Source organism: Actinomyces dentalis DSM 19115 (genome assembly GCF_000429225.1).
Lineage (GTDB): Bacteria > Actinomycetota > Actinomycetes > Actinomycetales > Actinomycetaceae > Actinomyces > Actinomyces dentalis.
In genome coordinates this window covers 75,615-90,971 of sequence record NZ_KE386864.1, presented here as the reverse complement: position 1 = coordinate 90,971, position 15,357 = coordinate 75,615, and the positions used below count along the sequence as shown (strand labels likewise).

Below are 15,357 nucleotides of genomic sequence, written 5' to 3'. Positions count from 1 at the left end.
ATTGGTTCGGAGGCGACGTTCTGAGGTATGGTGATGGGGCCTTGAACTCTTCAGGGCGTTCATTCTTCCTCACCTCACGATGGGATGAATATATGGGGATCATTGGCATGCCGGGCTCGACCGGCTCGAACTCGCGCGACGGCTCTCCTGCGGATCCGGTCGGTGACCTCGATCGGGCGGAGGAGAAGTACCGCCGGGCCATCGAGGCCGACCCCGACGATGCCGATGCCCTCGGCGACTACGCCAATTTCCTCGCGGATTACCGGGGCGACTACGATCGGGCGGAGGAGATGTACCGCCGGGCCATCGAGGCCGACCCTGACGATTCCGGCGGCCTCGGTGACTACGCCAATTTCCTCGCGGACGACCGGGGCGATCTCGATCGGGCCGAGGAGGTGTACCGCCGGGCCATGGAGGCCGACCCCGGCAATAGCGTCAATCTTGGTAACTACGCCAGTTTCCTCGCGGACGACCGGGGCGATCTCGATCGGGCCGAGGAGATGTTCGAGCGCGCCATCGCCGTCGATCCGGACGACGCCGCCAATCTGACCTCTTACGCTACTCTCCTGAATGATCGCGGTGACTTCGATCGGGCGGAGGAGATGTACCGCCGGGCCGTCGACGCCGACCCCGGCAACGCTATTGTTCTCGGCAACTACGCCGTGTTCCTCATGACCATCCGGGGTGCTCGCAGTCGGATCAAGAAGTTGTTCGACCGCGCCATTGCGGCCGATCCCGACAGCGCCGCTATTCTCAGTGGTTACGCCAATTTCCTCGCGAACATCTGCCATGATCATGATGAGGCGGAGGAGATGTACCGCCGGGCCGTCGCGGCCGATCCCGACGATGGCGACGTTCTCAGCGACTACGCCGATTTCCTCACGGATACTCGGAAAGATCACGTTCGGGCCGAGGAGATGCACCGCCGAGCCGTCGACGCCGATCCCGACAACACCACTATCCTTGGCGGCTACGCCAACTTCCTCACCAATGTCCTGGGCGATTACGATCGGGCGGAGGAGATGTATCAGCGGGCTGTCGAGGCCGATCCCGATGACGCCGTTGTTCTCAGTAACTACGCCGATTTCCTCGCGGATGCCCGGGAAGATTTCGATCGGGCCGAGGAGATGCACAGCCGGGCCGTCGAGGCCGATCCCGACGATGACTACGTCCTCGGTAACTACGCCGACTTCCTCGTGAGCGCTCGAGGAGATCGCAGTCGGGCCAAGGAGGTCCGCCGCCGGGCCAAGGAGGCCCGCCGTCGGGATAAGGAGGCCCGCCGTCAGGCCAAGGCGGCTCTCAAACGACGCTGACGGTTTCGGAGCGGCGCCCTCGTCCTGACCCTTCCTTCTGCGTCTGACGCTTTTCTCTCTGGAACCAGTCAGGAGGGGCTCGCGCCTGTTCCGAATGCTCCGACGGCGGTCCTGTCCGGCGTCCGACGGACCGGTCCAGTGTCCTGGGCCGACGTCCCCGGCGCGGCCCGTGCGGTTCAGGTCGGGCGCACCCTGCACCGTCAACAGGCGCGGCGACCCAGAGGTTGGAATGGGTGCGGCGGGGCGATCTTCTGCGAGGTTCGGGCGGGCGGGGTCTTACGACCTACATCGTTTCGCGCCGGCCCGGCTTGCGGATCCGCCGTCGCCCGCCTTGTTGCCGGATCCGCCCGCCCAACCCGGATCCCGCTGGTCGCCCGGCCTTCGGGAATGCCGCTCGGTCCGCGAGCACGTCACTCGACCCGCGAGCACGTACCTCTGGCAGACGTTCTCGCGGGTCGAGTGACGTGCTCGCGGGTTACCCGACGATCTCGCTGACCCGGTCCGACCGGGTCAGGGCTGATCGGGGGATCGGATCCGGGTTCGCAACGACCCCGACCCCGGTGCGGGCCGGGGCCGGTTGTCCGAGTCTTGTCTCCCGGACGCGATTGCCCCCGACCCCGGCCCGGGCGCCCGCCGGCGCACCCGCCCGCCCGGGCACTGCTCCCCGCGCCGGGGGCGGCGTCGGGCTGGACGGCGCCCCGGACCGCCTGGCAGTCTCACTTCGAGACCGGCAGGCGGGGCATCCCGGCCCGACGCGAAGGAGACTCGATGAGTGCACAACCCAAGGTGACGATCCCCCGGGTGGAGTCATGGCTGACGAGCAACGAGTTGGAGTACGAGCTCGACTCCGACAGCTCCATCCTCACCGGCTTCGGGAACTGCTCGATCAACATCGTCGACCTCGACCACGACCTGCTCGTCGTCTTCAGCACCTGGCGCGGCGAGTTCGCCGCCGGGACCGAGACCGCCCTGGCGGACTACATCAACGAGCACAACAGCTCCACCTACGCCCCGCACGCCGCCTTCTTCACCTCCGACGGCGTCGCCCGGCTCCGGGGCGATATGATCGCCTTCACCACGGAGGGCATGAGCGACGCCCAGCTCGACGGGTTCCTGGACTCCGCCTTCACCACAATCCTGAGTTTCTACGACGCGGTCGAGAAGGACTTCCCGGACCTCGTCACCTGGTCGGAGGAGGACTGACATGGCCTGGTGGAACAACCCTGCGGGCGGTCGGACGCCCGAGGTCTCGCTCGAGCGCGTCGCCGCCTGGTTCGACGCCAACGGCTTCGCCTACGAGCTGACGGAGGACAACCCCGGCATCGCGGCCGGCTTCGGCCGCTACGGCTACGTCATCGAGGTCCTCGACGACATTATGGCGGTCCACGCCCGCTTCTGGACGGACCTGCCGGACGACGAGGCCACGACCGCCGGCGTGCGCAGCCTGCTCAGCCAGTTCAACCGGTCGCGGGTGGTGCCGACCCTGGCCTCCTTCGTCAACGACGACGGCCACCAGATGGCCGCCCAGATCCCCGTGTTCATCGCGCAGGGCCTCAACGACGACCAGCTCGACGACGCCCTGGGCACCTGCCTCGAAGTCATCGAGGACTGCTTCGACGATCTCGCCGAGGCGCTGGGCATTGATGACGCCGACGGTGCCGACGGCGGCGACGACGGCACCCACGACGAGGATGACGACGACGGCGATGAGTGAGAGTCCCGGCTCCACGTCGCGCCCACCGCGCGCCGGGACGCCCGCAATCCGGAAGGATATGCATCGTGACCACTCGTGACGACATCCTTGAACGCCTCGCCCTGATCTCCTCCTACCCGTGGGGGCCGATCCGCTCCTCGCTGACGGCCGAGGCCGTCGCCTGGGCGGACGCCCTGGGGGACGAGGGGCTGGCGATCGACACGCGCCTGGCGTTGTCCGAGGCCTACCGCAGGGGGAACGAGGAGTGGAGGGCCCTGGCTCCCTTCGCCTGGGTGCTGACGCGCCACGAGACCCGCCCCGACCTGTTCGACGCGGACCGCCTGGGGGCCACGGACCTGACATGCACGCGGGTCGTGCCGGTGGCCGCCGATGATCCGGGCACGCCCGCCGCCCGGCTGCGCGAACTCGTCTCCGGCATGGAGGAGCTCCACCGCGCCCGGGGCGGCTCCATGCGCGCCGTTCACGCCGTCCGCCACCACGTGGCCCGCATGCTGGGCCGGGAGGAGGAGGCGCGGGCCGAGCTGGCCGCCTGGCGCGACGCCCCCCGCGACTCCGCCTCCGAGTGCGAGGACTGCGAGTCGATGCCTCTGGCGGTCTGGGCGAGCCTGCACGAGGACTGGTCGACGGCGGTCGCCGCCGCGGTGCCGGCTCTTCGGGGCGATATCGACGACGCCGCCCGGCCCCACCGGCTGTGCGGCGCCGTGCTCGTCGCGCTGCTCGCCTCCGGCCGTCCGCGCGCCGCCTGGCGGGCCCACGTGAGCTCCTGCCGGAGCCTGCGCACCGACGCCCGGGCCCTGGACTGCCTGCCCGACCACCTGGAGTACCTGGCCCTGTCCGGGCGGGCGGGCCGCGGACTGAGGATCCTGCGCGAGTTCGGCCATCGCATCGGCGGGGCCGGGTCCGCCCGCACCCTCATGGGCCTCCTCCTGGGCACGGCCCTGGTCCTGCGCGAGGCCGTGCGCGCCGGGCGGGGGGAGGAGCCCCTGGGCTTCGCCGTGCCCGCCGACTCCGTGTGGTGCCCGGGCCCCGGCATCCCCGCCTCCACGCCCCTGCGCGAGGCCCGGGATCTGGCGGCGCGCTGGGCGCGCGCCGTCGCCGCCCGCTACGACCGGCGCAACGGCAACGCGATCATCTCCGACCGCCTGGAGCGGCGCCTGAACCGCGAGCCGCTCACCGGCGACGAGGATGTCGCCGCCCGCGGCGCCCTCGCCGCCGCCGGCGTCGAGCTCATGGAGCCCGGCGAGGAACTGCCCGAGGCCCTGAGCGCCGCCGCCCCCGGGCCCCCCGGGCTCGACGGCGCCGCCGGTCCCGATGCCGCCGCCGGCCCCGCCGCTGCCGGCGCCCCCGGCTCCGTCGCCGCCGGGCCCGGCCGGACCGGGACGAGCCTGGACGACGAGCCCTGCCCCGCCGTCGACCTGCGCGCCGACCCCGCCCCCGCCGGCGTCCGCGAGCTCCTGGTCCGCTTCGACGCCGACCTGCGCCGCCCCGGGCAGAGCCTGGAGCACGGCCTGCTCGTCGCCCGGGCCGTGCGCCTGGGCTATGAGCCCGACCCGCTGAGCGTCGACCCGGCGCTGGCGGAGGCGGCCCGCGTCCTGCGCTTCGTCCAGGCCGATCTCGGCTGGGACCACGAGCGCGCCGCCGAGGAGGCGGCCGACATCCGCGCCCACATCGATGCCGGGACCCGGCCCCTGGACGCCATCAGGGCGGACCTGGCCGTCATCCGGGTGCGGCGCCGGCTCGGCGAGCGCGGCGGCCCGGCGTCCCCCGGGGACGCGGACGGGGACTCGCTGCCGGGGCGCGCCCGCGAGCTGGCCCGGCGCCTGACCGGGCTCGTCGAGCCGCTCCTGGCCGCGCCGGAGGGGCCGCAGGGGCGGGAGCGGGACGAGGCCGCCCTGGTGTCCGCCTACGAGGCCGCCACGGCCCTGGTGCGCATCCTGCCCGAGCTGCGCGAGCACGACGGCGCCGACGAGGCCCTGGAACTGGCCCGCCGGATCGCGCCCCGCATTGGGCACCTGGTCGATGCGCGCAACGGCGCCCTGTCCGACCAGCTCGACGCCGCCCGGGCCTTCATGCTCCTGGAGCGCGGGGACCTGTACGGGGCCTGCACGCAGGCCGAGAAGATCCTGCGCTGGCACGACCCCTGCCCCTTCGTCCTGGCCGACGACGCCCGCACCGTGCTCGCCCGGGCCTCCACGCGGGTCGGCGAGGTCGAGGAGGCGGTGGTCCAGACCCGCCAGATGCTCGATGCCCTCCTGGCGGCCGGCATGGACTCCCTGGCCGGCCCGCTCCTGGGCTCCCTGGCGGCCGCGCTCGGCTCCCTGGGGCGCGACGTGGAGGCCGCCGAGGTCCTGGAGGCGGCGCTCGACCTCCCGGTGCCCGCCACGATCGCCGAGGAGCTGCGCGGCACCCTCATCGCCGTCCTCGACCGGCTCGGCGAGGAGTCGGCGGTGCGCGACGCCTGTCTGGAGCTGGCCGAGGCCCGCCTGGAGCGCGGGCGGACCGAGTCGGGCCTGGAGAGCCTCGTGCGCGGCGCCGAGGCCTGCCAGGAGCTGGGCGAGAACTCGCGGGCCGCCCAGCTCTTCGAACGGGCGGCCCGGCTCGTCGACGACGCCGGCCGGGCGGGCCGCGTGCGCCGCTCCAGGCTCCTGCGCCGTTCGGCGCGCGCCGTCGTCGACGCGCGGGACGCCCGGCTGGCCCGCACGCGGCTGGACGAGGCCCGCGCCCTCATGGCCCGCGCCCGCGAGCTCATCGAGACGGTGCCCGACTCGCGCCAGTACTCGGCGGCCTTCGAGATGGGCGATTGGCACAACGACATGGCCTGGGTCCTGTGGCGCGCCGGCGAGTGCGCCCAGGCCCTGGAGCACTGCGAGCGGGCCTATGAGGGCTGCATGTCCGCGCGGGACCGGTCCGCCGCCGCTCGGCCCCTGGTCCTGGCGGTCGTGGTGCACATGGAGCTGGGGGACGCGCAGGCGGCGCGCGCCGCCATCGCCCGCGCGCGCCGGCTGCTGGGCCACCGGCGCCGGGCGGGCCACCCGATGCTGGCCAGGCTCGACCAGCTGGAGGCCGTGCTCGACGCGGCGCGGTGAAACGGGCGCGGTGAGGCCGGCGCGGGTGCGCGGGCGAGCGGACGCTCCGGATGGGTCGGCTCCGCGCCCGTCTCGCATCCCGGATGAGCCCGGGCGCCTCCGCGGGGCGGCTGCTACTGTCCGTTATTGACGCCCTTGGAGGCGTTCCAGTCCACGGAGAGGTTCGGGTCCCGATGACCAAGCGAATGCGCTGCCGCTGCTGTCGTTGACGACGGCCCCGCAGACCCATTCGCCCGAGCGCCGTGCGCTCACCCGACTCCGTGAGGTGCCCTCGTGCCCCTGTCCTTTCGCAGTACCCGCAGCACATCGCCAATTCCCGCGCCCCGGGCCGCCGCTGGCCGGGCCGATGCCGGCCCGACCGCCGAGGGGGACCGGGCCCCCGGCCGCCCGACCGGATGGCGCAGCGTCGTGCGCCGCCTGTCCGCCGACCGCGGCGCCGTGGTCGGGGCCGTCGTCGTCGTGCTCACCGCCGTCGTCGCCCTCGCCGCCCCGCTCATCACGCGGACCCTGGGCGTGGACCCCTACACCTACCACCTCCAGGCCCTGGACCCTAGCGGCCTGCCCCGGGGCGGCTTCGGCGGGATCGGCGCCGACCACCCCTTCGGCGTCGAGCCGCAGACGGGGCGCGACCTGCTGGCCATCGTCGTGGAGGGGACGCGCACCTCCTTCTCCATAGGCGTGGGGGCCGCCGCGCTGTCCATGGTCATCGCCATCGCCCTGGGGCTGAGCGCCGGCTACCTCGGCGGCTGGTGGGACGCCGTCGTCTCGCGCCTGACCGACGTCGCCCTCGGCTTCCCCCACCTGGTGTTCATGATCGCCGTCTCCGCCATCGTCCCCGCCACCGCCCCGCGAGCGGCCGTCATGATCCTCATCATCGGGGCCCTCGGCTGGCCCTCGACGGCCCGCGTGCTGCGCAGCCGCACCCTGGCGCTGCGCGGGCGGGCCTTCGTGGGGGCCTCGCGCGCCATGGGGGCCGGCGGCCTCCACGTCCTGGTCACCCAGATCCTGCCCAATCTCGCGGCCACCATCATCGTCTTCACCACCATCTCCATCCCCGGCAGGATCACCGCCGAGGCGGCCCTGTCCTTCCTGGGGGTGGGCGTGCCCCCGCCGACGCCGTCGTGGGGACGGTCCATCGGCTCGGCCATCACCTGGGTCTCCACCGACCCCTGGTACCTGCTCTTCCCCGGCGCCGCCCTGTTCCTGGTCACCCTGGCCTTCAACCTCTTCGGCGACGGCCTGCGCGACGCCCTCGACCCCAGGACCGGTGAGAGGCGATGAACCGCCTGCGCTTCCTGAGTCTGAGGCTGGCCCGCACCCTGGCGACCCTGGTCGTCATCGCCTTCATCACCTTCGCCGTGTTCTCCCTGTGGCCCGCCGACCCGGCCGCCATGGCCTGCGGCAAGCCCTGCACCCCGGAGAGCCTCGAGCGCGCCCGCGCCTTCATGGGCTACGACCTGCCCTGGTACACCCAGTTCTGGCACTACCTGCGGGGCGTCGCGCTCGGGCGCGTCTTCGGCCAGGGCCCCGGCGCCATCGTCTGCGCGGCCCCCTGCCTGGGCTACTCCTTCCGCCTGTCGACGCCGGTGACCGAGCTCATCGCCACCCGGCTGCCGGTGACCGCCTCGCTCGCCGTGGGCGCCGCCGTCCTGTGGCTGGCCATCGGCGTGGGCGCCGGCGTCGTCTCCGCCCTCAGGCGCGGCTCGCGCCTGGACCGGGTCATTATGACCGGCACGGTCCTGGGGGTCTCCGCCCCCGCCTACCTGGTGGGGCTGCTGGGGATCCTCCTGTTCGGCTTCACCCTCGACATGGTGCCGGTGTCCGGCTACGTCCCCTTCGCCGACAGCCCCCTGGACTGGGCCTGGCACCTCGTCCTGCCCTGGTGCGCGCTGGCCCTCATCTCCGCCGCCGTCTACGCCCGCATGGTGCGCGGGGAGATGCTGGAGAACCTCGGCGAGGACTACGTGCGCACCGCCCGCGCCGTCGGCCTGCCCGAGCGCCGGGTCATCGGCCGCCACGTCATGCGCAACATCTGCCTGCCGGTGGTCACCTACTTCGCCCTGGACCTGGGCGGGCTGCTGGGCGGGGCGGTCATCACCGAGCGCGTCTTCTCCATGCAGGGGCTGGGCGCCCTGCTCATGGACGCCGTCGGCACCTCCGACGTCCCCGTCGTCATGGGGGTGACCCTCGTGGCCGCCGCCTTCGTCATCGTCGCGAACCTCGCGGCGGACGCCCTGGCCGCCGTCATCGACCCCCGCATCTAGGCGGGCCGGGCGGCCGGTACACCGCCGCCCCACTTCGTCCGGCGCCGCCGGCGCAGGACCCGGACCCGGCGGCCCGCCCCGGGCCCGCCATCACAGGAAGCACAGGAAGGACGCCCCATGTCCGACACCCACCGCACGCCCGCCGCCTCGCGCCGCGCATTCCTCGCAGGCACCGGCATGGCCGCCCTGAGCGCACTGACCCTGGCCGCCTGCGGCGCCAACTCCCGCTCGTCGTCGGGCTCCTCCGCGAGCGCCGTCGCCGGGGGCACCCTGACGATCCTGACCTCGGCCTCGGACGTCAACTGGGATCCCGCCAAGAGCCAGTCGATGCCCATGACCTCCCTCGGCCTGGTCCACCGGCGCCTGACCACCTGGAGGCTCGCCCAGGGCGAGCCCGTCGAGCTGGTCCCCGACCTGGCCACGGACACCGGCACCGTGTCCGGCGACGGCCTGAGCTGGACCTTCACCCTCAAGGGCGGACTGACCCTCTCCGACGGGACCCCCATCACCTCGGACCACGTCAGGCACGGCGTCGAGCGCTCCTTCGACCCGTCCCTGTCCGGCGGCCTGACCTACCACAAGACCCTCCTGGCCGGCGCCGCGGACTACCGGGGCCCCTACTCCGGCGCCCGCCTCGACTCCATCGAGACGCCCGACGAGTCCACCATCGTCTTCCACCTCGCCCGCCCCTTCGGCGACTGGCCGTGGATCGTCGCCCAGTCGGCCTTCTCCCCGGTTCCCCAGGGCGACGACCCCTCCACCTACGCCCACGCCCCCGTGGCCTCCGGCCCGTACCTGGTCGGCGACTACAAGCAGGGCTCCTCGGTGACCCTGGAGCGCAACCCGCACTGGTCCAAGGACACCGACGACGTGCGCCTGGCCCTGCCCGACGCCGTCGTCTTCTCACTGGGCCAGGACGAGTCCACCTCCGCCCAGCGGCTCATCGCCGACGCCGGCGCGGACCGCAACTCCTTCGGCGCGGACCGCGTCTCGGCCGCCCAGCTCGCCCAGGTGACGGCCAACGCCGACGCCGGGCAGCGCCTGGCCACCACCCCCGAGGGCGGTCCGCTCGTCTTCCTGGCCATCAACACCGAGCGCGTGAGCGATCCCGATGTGCGCAGGGCCATTGCGCGGGCGGTGGACAAGGACGCCGTCGTGGCGGCCCTGGGCGGGGAGCTGGGGGCGCAGGCCGCCACCACCTACATCACCCCGGGCGTGCCCGGCCGCCAGGAGTACGACCTCTACCCCCGCGATATCGCCGGGGCCGAGGCGCTGCTGGCCGGCAAGAGCGTGCCGGGACTCGTGCTGCTCACCGACAACGGCGCCGCCCACAGGGCGGTCGCAGAGGCGGTGGGCCAGTCCCTCAAGGAGGCGGGCCTTCAGATCACCATCGACCCGGTTGAGGAGGACGCCTTCACCCAGCGCGCCACCCAGGGCGACGGCTCCACCTACGACCTGGCCATCGGCTCGTGGAACCCGGACTACCCCTCGGCCAACGCCAATATCCAGCCCCTGTTCGCCTCCTCGGAGATCGGGGGCGGCGGCGTCAACTTCGCCCGCTACTCCAACGCGGAGGTGGACGCCGCCATCGACCGGGCGCAGGCGGACCTGGATGCGGAGTCGGCCCGGGCCCAGTGGGCGGCCCTGGACCGCCGGATCGCCGAGGACGCGCCCGCGGTGCCGCTGGCCTACCGGCGCAACTCCTTCCTGCGCGGATCGGGCGTGGCCGGGTTCTTCGTCGAGTCCTACCCCGCCTACCCCAGCTACCAGGTGGTCGGGGTGAGCGCCTCATGAGCCGGCCCGTTCGGGGCGCGGATGGGCAGGATCCCGCGGCACCGGGCGCCGGAGCCGGTGAGGCGGCCGAGGCCGGAGCCGGAGCCGCCGCCGGCACCGGGGCTCCCGGCGCCGGCACCACCGACACCGGAGCCGCCGGCGCCGCCGGGGCGGCGCTGAGCCTGCGCGGCTTCGGGGTGTCCTTCGCGGGCGGCTCCGGTCCCGCCAGCGCCGACGTCGACCTCGACCTGGTGCCGGGCCGCGTCCTGGCGCTGGTGGGCGAGTCCGGCTCGGGAAAGTCCGTCACCGCGCTCGGCGCCCTGGGCCTGCTCCCCGACACCGCCGTCGTCACCGGTTCGGTCCGGGTGCTCGCCCCCGGGCCGGACGGCCGGGGATCCTCGGGCGACGGAGCCGGGCCGGACGGGATCGAGCTCGTGGGCGCCGCCCGGGCAGTCCTGGACGATGCGCGCGGGCGGCTGGTGGGCACCGTCTTCCAGGAGCCGACGACGGCCCTGGACCCGCTGGAGACCATCGCCTCCCAGATCGGCGAGGCCGTGTGCGCCCACGCCCCGCGCCGCCCTGCGCGCCCCGCCCTGCGCGCCCGCGTGCGCGAGCTGCTGGCCCGCGCGGGCCTGGGGGAGGGCGACGGGCTCGAGCGCATCGCCCGCTCCCACCCCCACCAGCTCTCCGGCGGTCAGCTCCAGCGCGTCTGCATCGCCCTGGCCATGGCCTGCGACCCGCCCGTCCTCATCGCCGACGAGCCCACCACCGCCCTGGACGTCACCGTCCAGGCCGGAATCCTCGACCTGCTGCGGTCCTTGACGGACACGGGCGTGGCCGTCCTGCTCATCACCCATGACATGGGGGTGGTCGCGGACGTGGCCGACGACGTCGCCGTCATGCGCGCCGGACGCATCGTCGAGCGCGGCGGGGTCCGCGAGATCTTCGCCCGCCCCGCCCACCCCTGCACCCGCGAGCTGCTGGCCGCCGTGCCGCGCCTGGACCCCCTGCGCCAGGAGGACCCCTTCGCCGCGGTCGTGCGCGAGTCCGAGGCGCCGGGCGGCGCGGCCGGCGAGCCCGTCGTCGAGGTCCGGGACCTGAACGTCGTCTACCGCAGCGGGCGCCGCACGGTCCACGCCGTGCGCGACGCCTCCCTGAGAATCGCCCCGGGCGAGGTCCTGGGGCTGGTGGGGGAGTCCGGCTCGGGCAAGTCCACGATCGCCGGGACGCTCACGGGCCTGGTGCCCGTCGCCTCGGGCAGCGTGCGCGTGTGCGGGGTGGAGGTCGCGCGGGCCCGACGACGCGCGCTGCTGCCGGCCCGGCGGGCCACCGGCGTCGTCCACCAGAACCCGGCCTCCTCCCTCAACCCGCGGCGCACCGCGGGGGCCTCGATCGCCGAGCCCATGGTCGTCCACGGCGGCTTCAGCCCCACCCGGCGCCGGGCGCGGGTGGCCGAGCTGCTGGAGGCGGTGCGCCTGCCGACCGTCATGGCCGACCGCTACCCCCACGAGATGAGCGGCGGGCAGCGCCAGCGCGTGGCCATCGCCCGCGCCCTCGCGCTGGACCCGCGCCTGATCATCGCCGATGAGCCCACCAGCGCCCTGGACGTGTCCGTGCAGGCGGTGGTCCTGGACCTGCTGCGCTCCCTCCAGGCCGAACTGGGCTTCGCCTGCCTGTTCGTCTCCCACGACCTGGCGGTGGTCGACGCCGTCGCCGCGCGCACGGCGGTGCTCCACCGGGGGCGGGTCGTGGAGTCCGGGCCCACCGAGCAGGTGCTCGCCCGCCCGCGCGAGGACTACACCCGGCGCCTGGTCGCGGCCGTGCCCGTGCCCGACCCGGCCGTGCAGGCGGCCCGGCGGCGACGGCGCCGGGCCCTCGGGGCCGTCGCCGCGGGGACCGCCGTCTGACCCCCGGCGGGATGCGGGCGGCGCCCGCCCGGGGCGCCCGCTCGGCCCGGACCGGGCCCGGTTCGCCTCGGGTGAAGGGCCTGACGGTGGCTGCGCCGAGGGGCCACTATGGGTGCCACGCCCCGCGTCCGATCTCGACCCCGCCGGGAGGCCCCTCATGTCCATCCCCGTCTCGCACCGCTTCACCGACGACGATCTGCCCGTCGAGGCCGGCCGCTACCGGCTCATCGCCTCGGGATCGTGCCCATGGTGCCGCCGCGTCCTCATCGCCCGGCGCCTGCTCGGGCTGACCGAGGCGATCCCCGTGTCCTGGAGCTACGGGCGCGGCGCCGACGGCTTCTGGGAGCTGACCGACGGCGGCGGCGAGCCCGGCGTGGACCCCGCCCTCGGGGTCGGCTCCCTGGCCGAGGTCTACGAGCGGACCCCCGGCTACGAGCCGCCGCCGACGGTGCCGGCCCTCGTGGACATGACGAGCGGGCAGGTCGTCTCCGACGACTCCGGCGGCATGCTCTTCGACCTGGCCACCGCCTGGCGGCCGCTGCACCGCGAGGGCGCCCCCGACCTCTACCCGCTCAACCGGCGCAACTCCACCGACGCCTGGGACGCCTGGCTGACGGCGCACGTCAACGGCCCCCACGGGACCGCCACCCACACCAAGAACGAGGACAGGGCCTCCGAGGCCGCCAACACGGTCCTGATCGCCTTCGACGTCATCGACACCCTGCTGGCGCGCGCCACCCGCATGGAGGCCTCGCGCGAGGCGGCCCTCACGGTGCAGGCCGTCCCGCCGCTGTCCGCCGTCGTCTCCGTGGAGCAGTTCCTGTGCGGGGCCGCGCCCACCGGCAGCGACATCCGGCTGTTCACCACCGTCCAGGCCTACGAGTACGGCGGACGCAGCTACTATCCGGGCGGGGAGGCGCCGTCGATCGCCTTCTGGCCGGCGCTGGCCCGGTGGTTCCGGGCGCTGGAGGCCCGCAGCGGCTGGGTCGGCCCCGAGGAGCGCAGCGCCCTGGGGCTGTAGGGCCGGGGACCGCGGGGCCGGGCGCCCGGCTCACCGGGCCCGACGGCGGAGCCGGCCGCCCCGGGCGCGGGCCCAGCGCCCCCGGCCGGCCCCGGGCGCGGGCCTCACCGCCACAGCACGGGGTTGTACATGAGCCGGTTCGGCGTCGTCGGGCACTCCTCGCCCACGGACATCGGCGCGATGAGGCGATCGGCCCGCAGGTCCTCCAGGCGCCCGACCACCCGGTCGTGCAGGGTCCACGGGTCGATGGTGTTGAGGTAGATCTTCGTGCCGCCCTCGAAACCCGCCAGGGTGGAGACCCGCCACTTGAGGGTGATGTGCCACGGCATCGGCTGGTCGACGTCGATCGGCTTGTGGTGCCACTCCTCGTTGCTGGGCACGTCCGCGCCCGTGGCCGCGTGCAGCGCGTGCACGACGTCGGACACGGCGTCGACCTCCTCGCGGCTCATGAGCCACGGCTCGCAGACGGCCGACGTCGAGTACACCTCCAGCGTCGGGTAGCGGTGGCCGAACCCGGCGAAGGCCACCGCGTGCTCGTTGGAGGCCACCAGCAGGCCGTTGTAGGCGGCGTAGTCCACGCCCATCTCGTTGTACAGGTTCGGGTTGGCCCGCACCCGCTGGAGCTCCAGCTCGGAGGTCACCCCCCGCTCGTCGATGCCCACCAGCTGCTTGTGCAGGTGGTCGAAGGAGGCGCCCGCCGGCCGCAGCCAGTTCTGGAAGACGGCCACGTAGCGCACCCACCGGTTCGCCTCGTACAGGGACTGGGCCGACTCGACCGCCAGGCGCATGTAGGCCCGGTGCTCGGCCGGCGTCAGCGTGCCCGCCCCGGCCAGGGACGAGGAGTCCGTGGCGTCGTCGGTGAAGTGGCGGCGCCCCACGATGACGTCGTGCCCGCTGGCGAAGAAGGCCGCCAGGTAGCGCCGGTGCGCCTGGGGATCCATCGACTCCCAGGAGTTGGGGTCCTGCCCGGAGGCGCGCAGCTTGCTCCGGGCCACGCGGGCGACGTGGGCGGCGCCGGCCGGGTCGGCCAGGTAGGCCTCCATGCGCTCGCGGGCGGCGTCGGGGATCTCGTAGCCGTGGTTGGCGTGCCAGTAGTCGAAGGAGAGGATCTCGAAGAGGTTGGGGATGCGGCGGAACTCGGCGACGGTGTCGAACAGCTCGGAGGCGGACACGGCGTCGATCCTCTCGAAGCCGCCCGACTCCGTGGCCACCACCCGGCTCTTCTCCGGCGGCGTCTCGGTGTAGTGGGCCGGGCAGAAGGCGCAGGCGCGGGTGCGCTCGGCGTCGGTGAGCGGGTGGACCTCGGCCACCGGGTGGGAGATGGGGCGGTTGCCGCGACCGGGCACCGTCCACACCTCGGTGCCGGTGAAGGGGTTGATCTGCTTGACGGTGCCATCGGTCAGACGGGTCAGGGGCGCGGGGCTCGGTGAGTAGGGCAGAAGTGTCGGCATGGGTCCATTGTGGCGCGTCCGGCGGCGCCGCGCTCGGCCGCCGGGTCGCCGGTTACTGCGCGGCGACGGCGGTGATGGTCGCCAGCACCACCGCGTCGATGCCGGCGATGATGCTCCGGACGGTGCCGGCGACGGCGTCCTCGGGGCCGCCGGCCGCGCGCAGTCCCTTGATGGCGCGCTTGAGCTCCCCGCGCCCCAGGCCCGTCTGGGCCGGGGTGAGGACCTTGGCGGCCAGCCCCATGCCCTGGAGGATGCCCAGCAGGGCGATATCGGCGTGGGTCGCGGGGCGCTCGCCGTGCAGGACGGCGTACAGGCGCTCCCGGGTGGCGCGCTCGGGGCCGGCGTCCCGGGTCGGGAACCGGGTGGCCAGGCCGAACAGGCCCCCGCCGGTGCGCTCGATGACGCCGGCGCCCTGGAGCTGGGCGGCGACGGCGTCACGGGGCTTGAGCCCGCCCCAGTTGATGAGCGAGGAGAGCTTCTTGCCGTTCTTGGCGGGCAGGACGGCGAGGGCCTCGTCGAGGGCGGCGTGGCCGGTGGGGGAGGTGTCGAGGACGGTCAGGCGCGGGTGCTTGTCGGGGCTCAGGGAGAGCCTGCCGGCCAGGACCAGGTCGAGCAGGACGGCCCCGCGCAGCCCGAGCTGGTCGTTTCCGCCATAGGATTCGAAGGCGCCGGAGTCCTTGGTCAGCAGCAGGAACAGTTCTTCGCAGATCAGCATGACTTCAGGGTAGGGCGGGGGCCCGCCGCGGGCTTCCTGCGCGGGGATGAGACGGCCTCCGCCCCGCCCCGTCCGCCAGACCGAGGTCCCGGGTCCCTCCGGCGGAGCGCCGG

At 74.0% G+C, this 15,357-nt stretch carries 11 protein-coding genes; 9 read left to right on the top strand and 2 right to left on the bottom strand.

Annotation, left to right across the window (positions count from 1 at the left end; translation table 11 throughout):
• The first annotated feature begins 92 nt into the window (after positions 1-92).
• The 9 genes from G446_RS18175 (at position 93) to G446_RS0113705 (ending at position 13,078) form a co-directional block, all read left to right on the top strand.
• The gene (locus tag G446_RS18175; RefSeq protein ID WP_051286030.1) at positions 93-1,313 is read left to right on the top strand and encodes a tetratricopeptide repeat protein; all 1,221 of its coding nucleotides are present in this window, start codon (positions 93-95) and stop codon (positions 1,311-1,313) included.
• 768 nt (positions 1,314-2,081) lie between these two features.
• Positions 2,082-2,516, top strand: a complete 435-nt coding sequence (locus tag G446_RS18170) for a type III secretion system chaperone family protein (protein WP_034470835.1) — start codon at positions 2,082-2,084, stop codon at positions 2,514-2,516.
• Position 2,517: 1 nt separating this feature from the next.
• Positions 2,518-3,027, top strand: a complete 510-nt coding sequence (locus G446_RS18165) for a type III secretion system chaperone family protein (protein ID WP_084779261.1) — start codon at positions 2,518-2,520, stop codon at positions 3,025-3,027.
• Positions 3,028-3,092: 65 nt separating this feature from the next.
• Positions 3,093-6,113, top strand: a complete 3,021-nt coding sequence (locus G446_RS0113730; RefSeq protein ID WP_026410554.1) for a hypothetical protein — start codon at positions 3,093-3,095, stop codon at positions 6,111-6,113.
• 408 nt (positions 6,114-6,521) lie between these two features.
• On the top strand, positions 6,522-7,394 hold the full coding sequence (locus tag G446_RS0113725; protein ID WP_245574724.1) for an ABC transporter permease: 873 nt from the start codon (positions 6,522-6,524) through the stop codon (positions 7,392-7,394).
• Complete coding sequence (locus G446_RS0113720) at positions 7,391-8,377, top strand: ABC transporter permease (RefSeq protein WP_026410552.1); 987 nt, start codon at positions 7,391-7,393, stop codon at positions 8,375-8,377. Before G446_RS0113725 ends, G446_RS0113720 begins: the two co-directional genes overlap by 4 nt.
• A gap of 117 nt (positions 8,378-8,494) precedes the next feature.
• On the top strand, positions 8,495-10,171 hold the full coding sequence (locus tag G446_RS0113715) for an ABC transporter substrate-binding protein (RefSeq protein ID WP_026410551.1): 1,677 nt from the start codon (positions 8,495-8,497) through the stop codon (positions 10,169-10,171).
• Positions 10,168-12,057: an ATP-binding cassette domain-containing protein gene (locus G446_RS18160; protein WP_084779260.1), complete on the top strand. Its 1,890-nt coding sequence runs from the start codon at positions 10,168-10,170 to the stop codon at positions 12,055-12,057. Before G446_RS0113715 ends, G446_RS18160 begins: the two co-directional genes overlap by 4 nt.
• Positions 12,058-12,214: 157 nt before the next feature.
• On the top strand, positions 12,215-13,078 hold the full coding sequence (locus G446_RS0113705; protein WP_026410550.1) for a glutathione S-transferase family protein: 864 nt from the start codon (positions 12,215-12,217) through the stop codon (positions 13,076-13,078).
• 104 nt (positions 13,079-13,182) lie between these two features.
• On the opposite strand, the gene G446_RS0113700 is transcribed toward G446_RS0113705, so the two are convergent.
• Positions 13,183-14,529 carry a DUF4921 family protein gene (locus G446_RS0113700; RefSeq protein WP_026410549.1) on the bottom strand — a complete coding sequence of 449 codons (1,347 nt, stop codon included), beginning with the start codon at positions 14,527-14,529 and terminating at the stop codon, positions 13,183-13,185.
• A gap of 52 nt (positions 14,530-14,581) precedes the next feature.
• Positions 14,582-15,244, bottom strand: a complete 663-nt coding sequence (locus tag G446_RS0113695) for a GOLPH3/VPS74 family protein (protein ID WP_026410548.1) — start codon at positions 15,242-15,244, stop codon at positions 14,582-14,584.
• Between the last annotated feature and the right edge of the window lie 113 nt (positions 15,245-15,357).

What these genes read in the sequence shown, in the direction of transcription:
- G446_RS18175 (WP_051286030.1), top strand. Translation starts at nt 93, where the DNA reads ATGGGGATCATTGGCATGCCGGGCTCGACCGGCTCGAACTCGCGCGAC.
- G446_RS18170 (WP_034470835.1), top strand. Translation starts at nt 2,082, where the DNA reads ATGAGTGCACAACCCAAGGTGACGATCCCCCGGGTGGAGTCATGGCTG.
- G446_RS18165 (WP_084779261.1), top strand. Translation starts at nt 2,518, where the DNA reads ATGGCCTGGTGGAACAACCCTGCGGGCGGTCGGACGCCCGAGGTCTCG.
- G446_RS0113720 (WP_026410552.1), top strand. Translation starts at nt 7,391, where the DNA reads ATGAACCGCCTGCGCTTCCTGAGTCTGAGGCTGGCCCGCACCCTGGCG.
- G446_RS0113715 (WP_026410551.1), top strand. Translation starts at nt 8,495, where the DNA reads ATGTCCGACACCCACCGCACGCCCGCCGCCTCGCGCCGCGCATTCCTC.
- G446_RS18160 (WP_084779260.1), top strand. Translation starts at nt 10,168, where the DNA reads ATGAGCCGGCCCGTTCGGGGCGCGGATGGGCAGGATCCCGCGGCACCG.
- G446_RS0113705 (WP_026410550.1), top strand. Translation starts at nt 12,215, where the DNA reads ATGTCCATCCCCGTCTCGCACCGCTTCACCGACGACGATCTGCCCGTC.
- G446_RS0113700 (WP_026410549.1), bottom strand. Translation starts at nt 14,529, where the DNA reads ATGCCGACACTTCTGCCCTACTCACCGAGCCCCGCGCCCCTGACCCGT.
- G446_RS0113695 (WP_026410548.1), bottom strand. Translation starts at nt 15,244, where the DNA reads ATGCTGATCTGCGAAGAACTGTTCCTGCTGCTGACCAAGGACTCCGGC.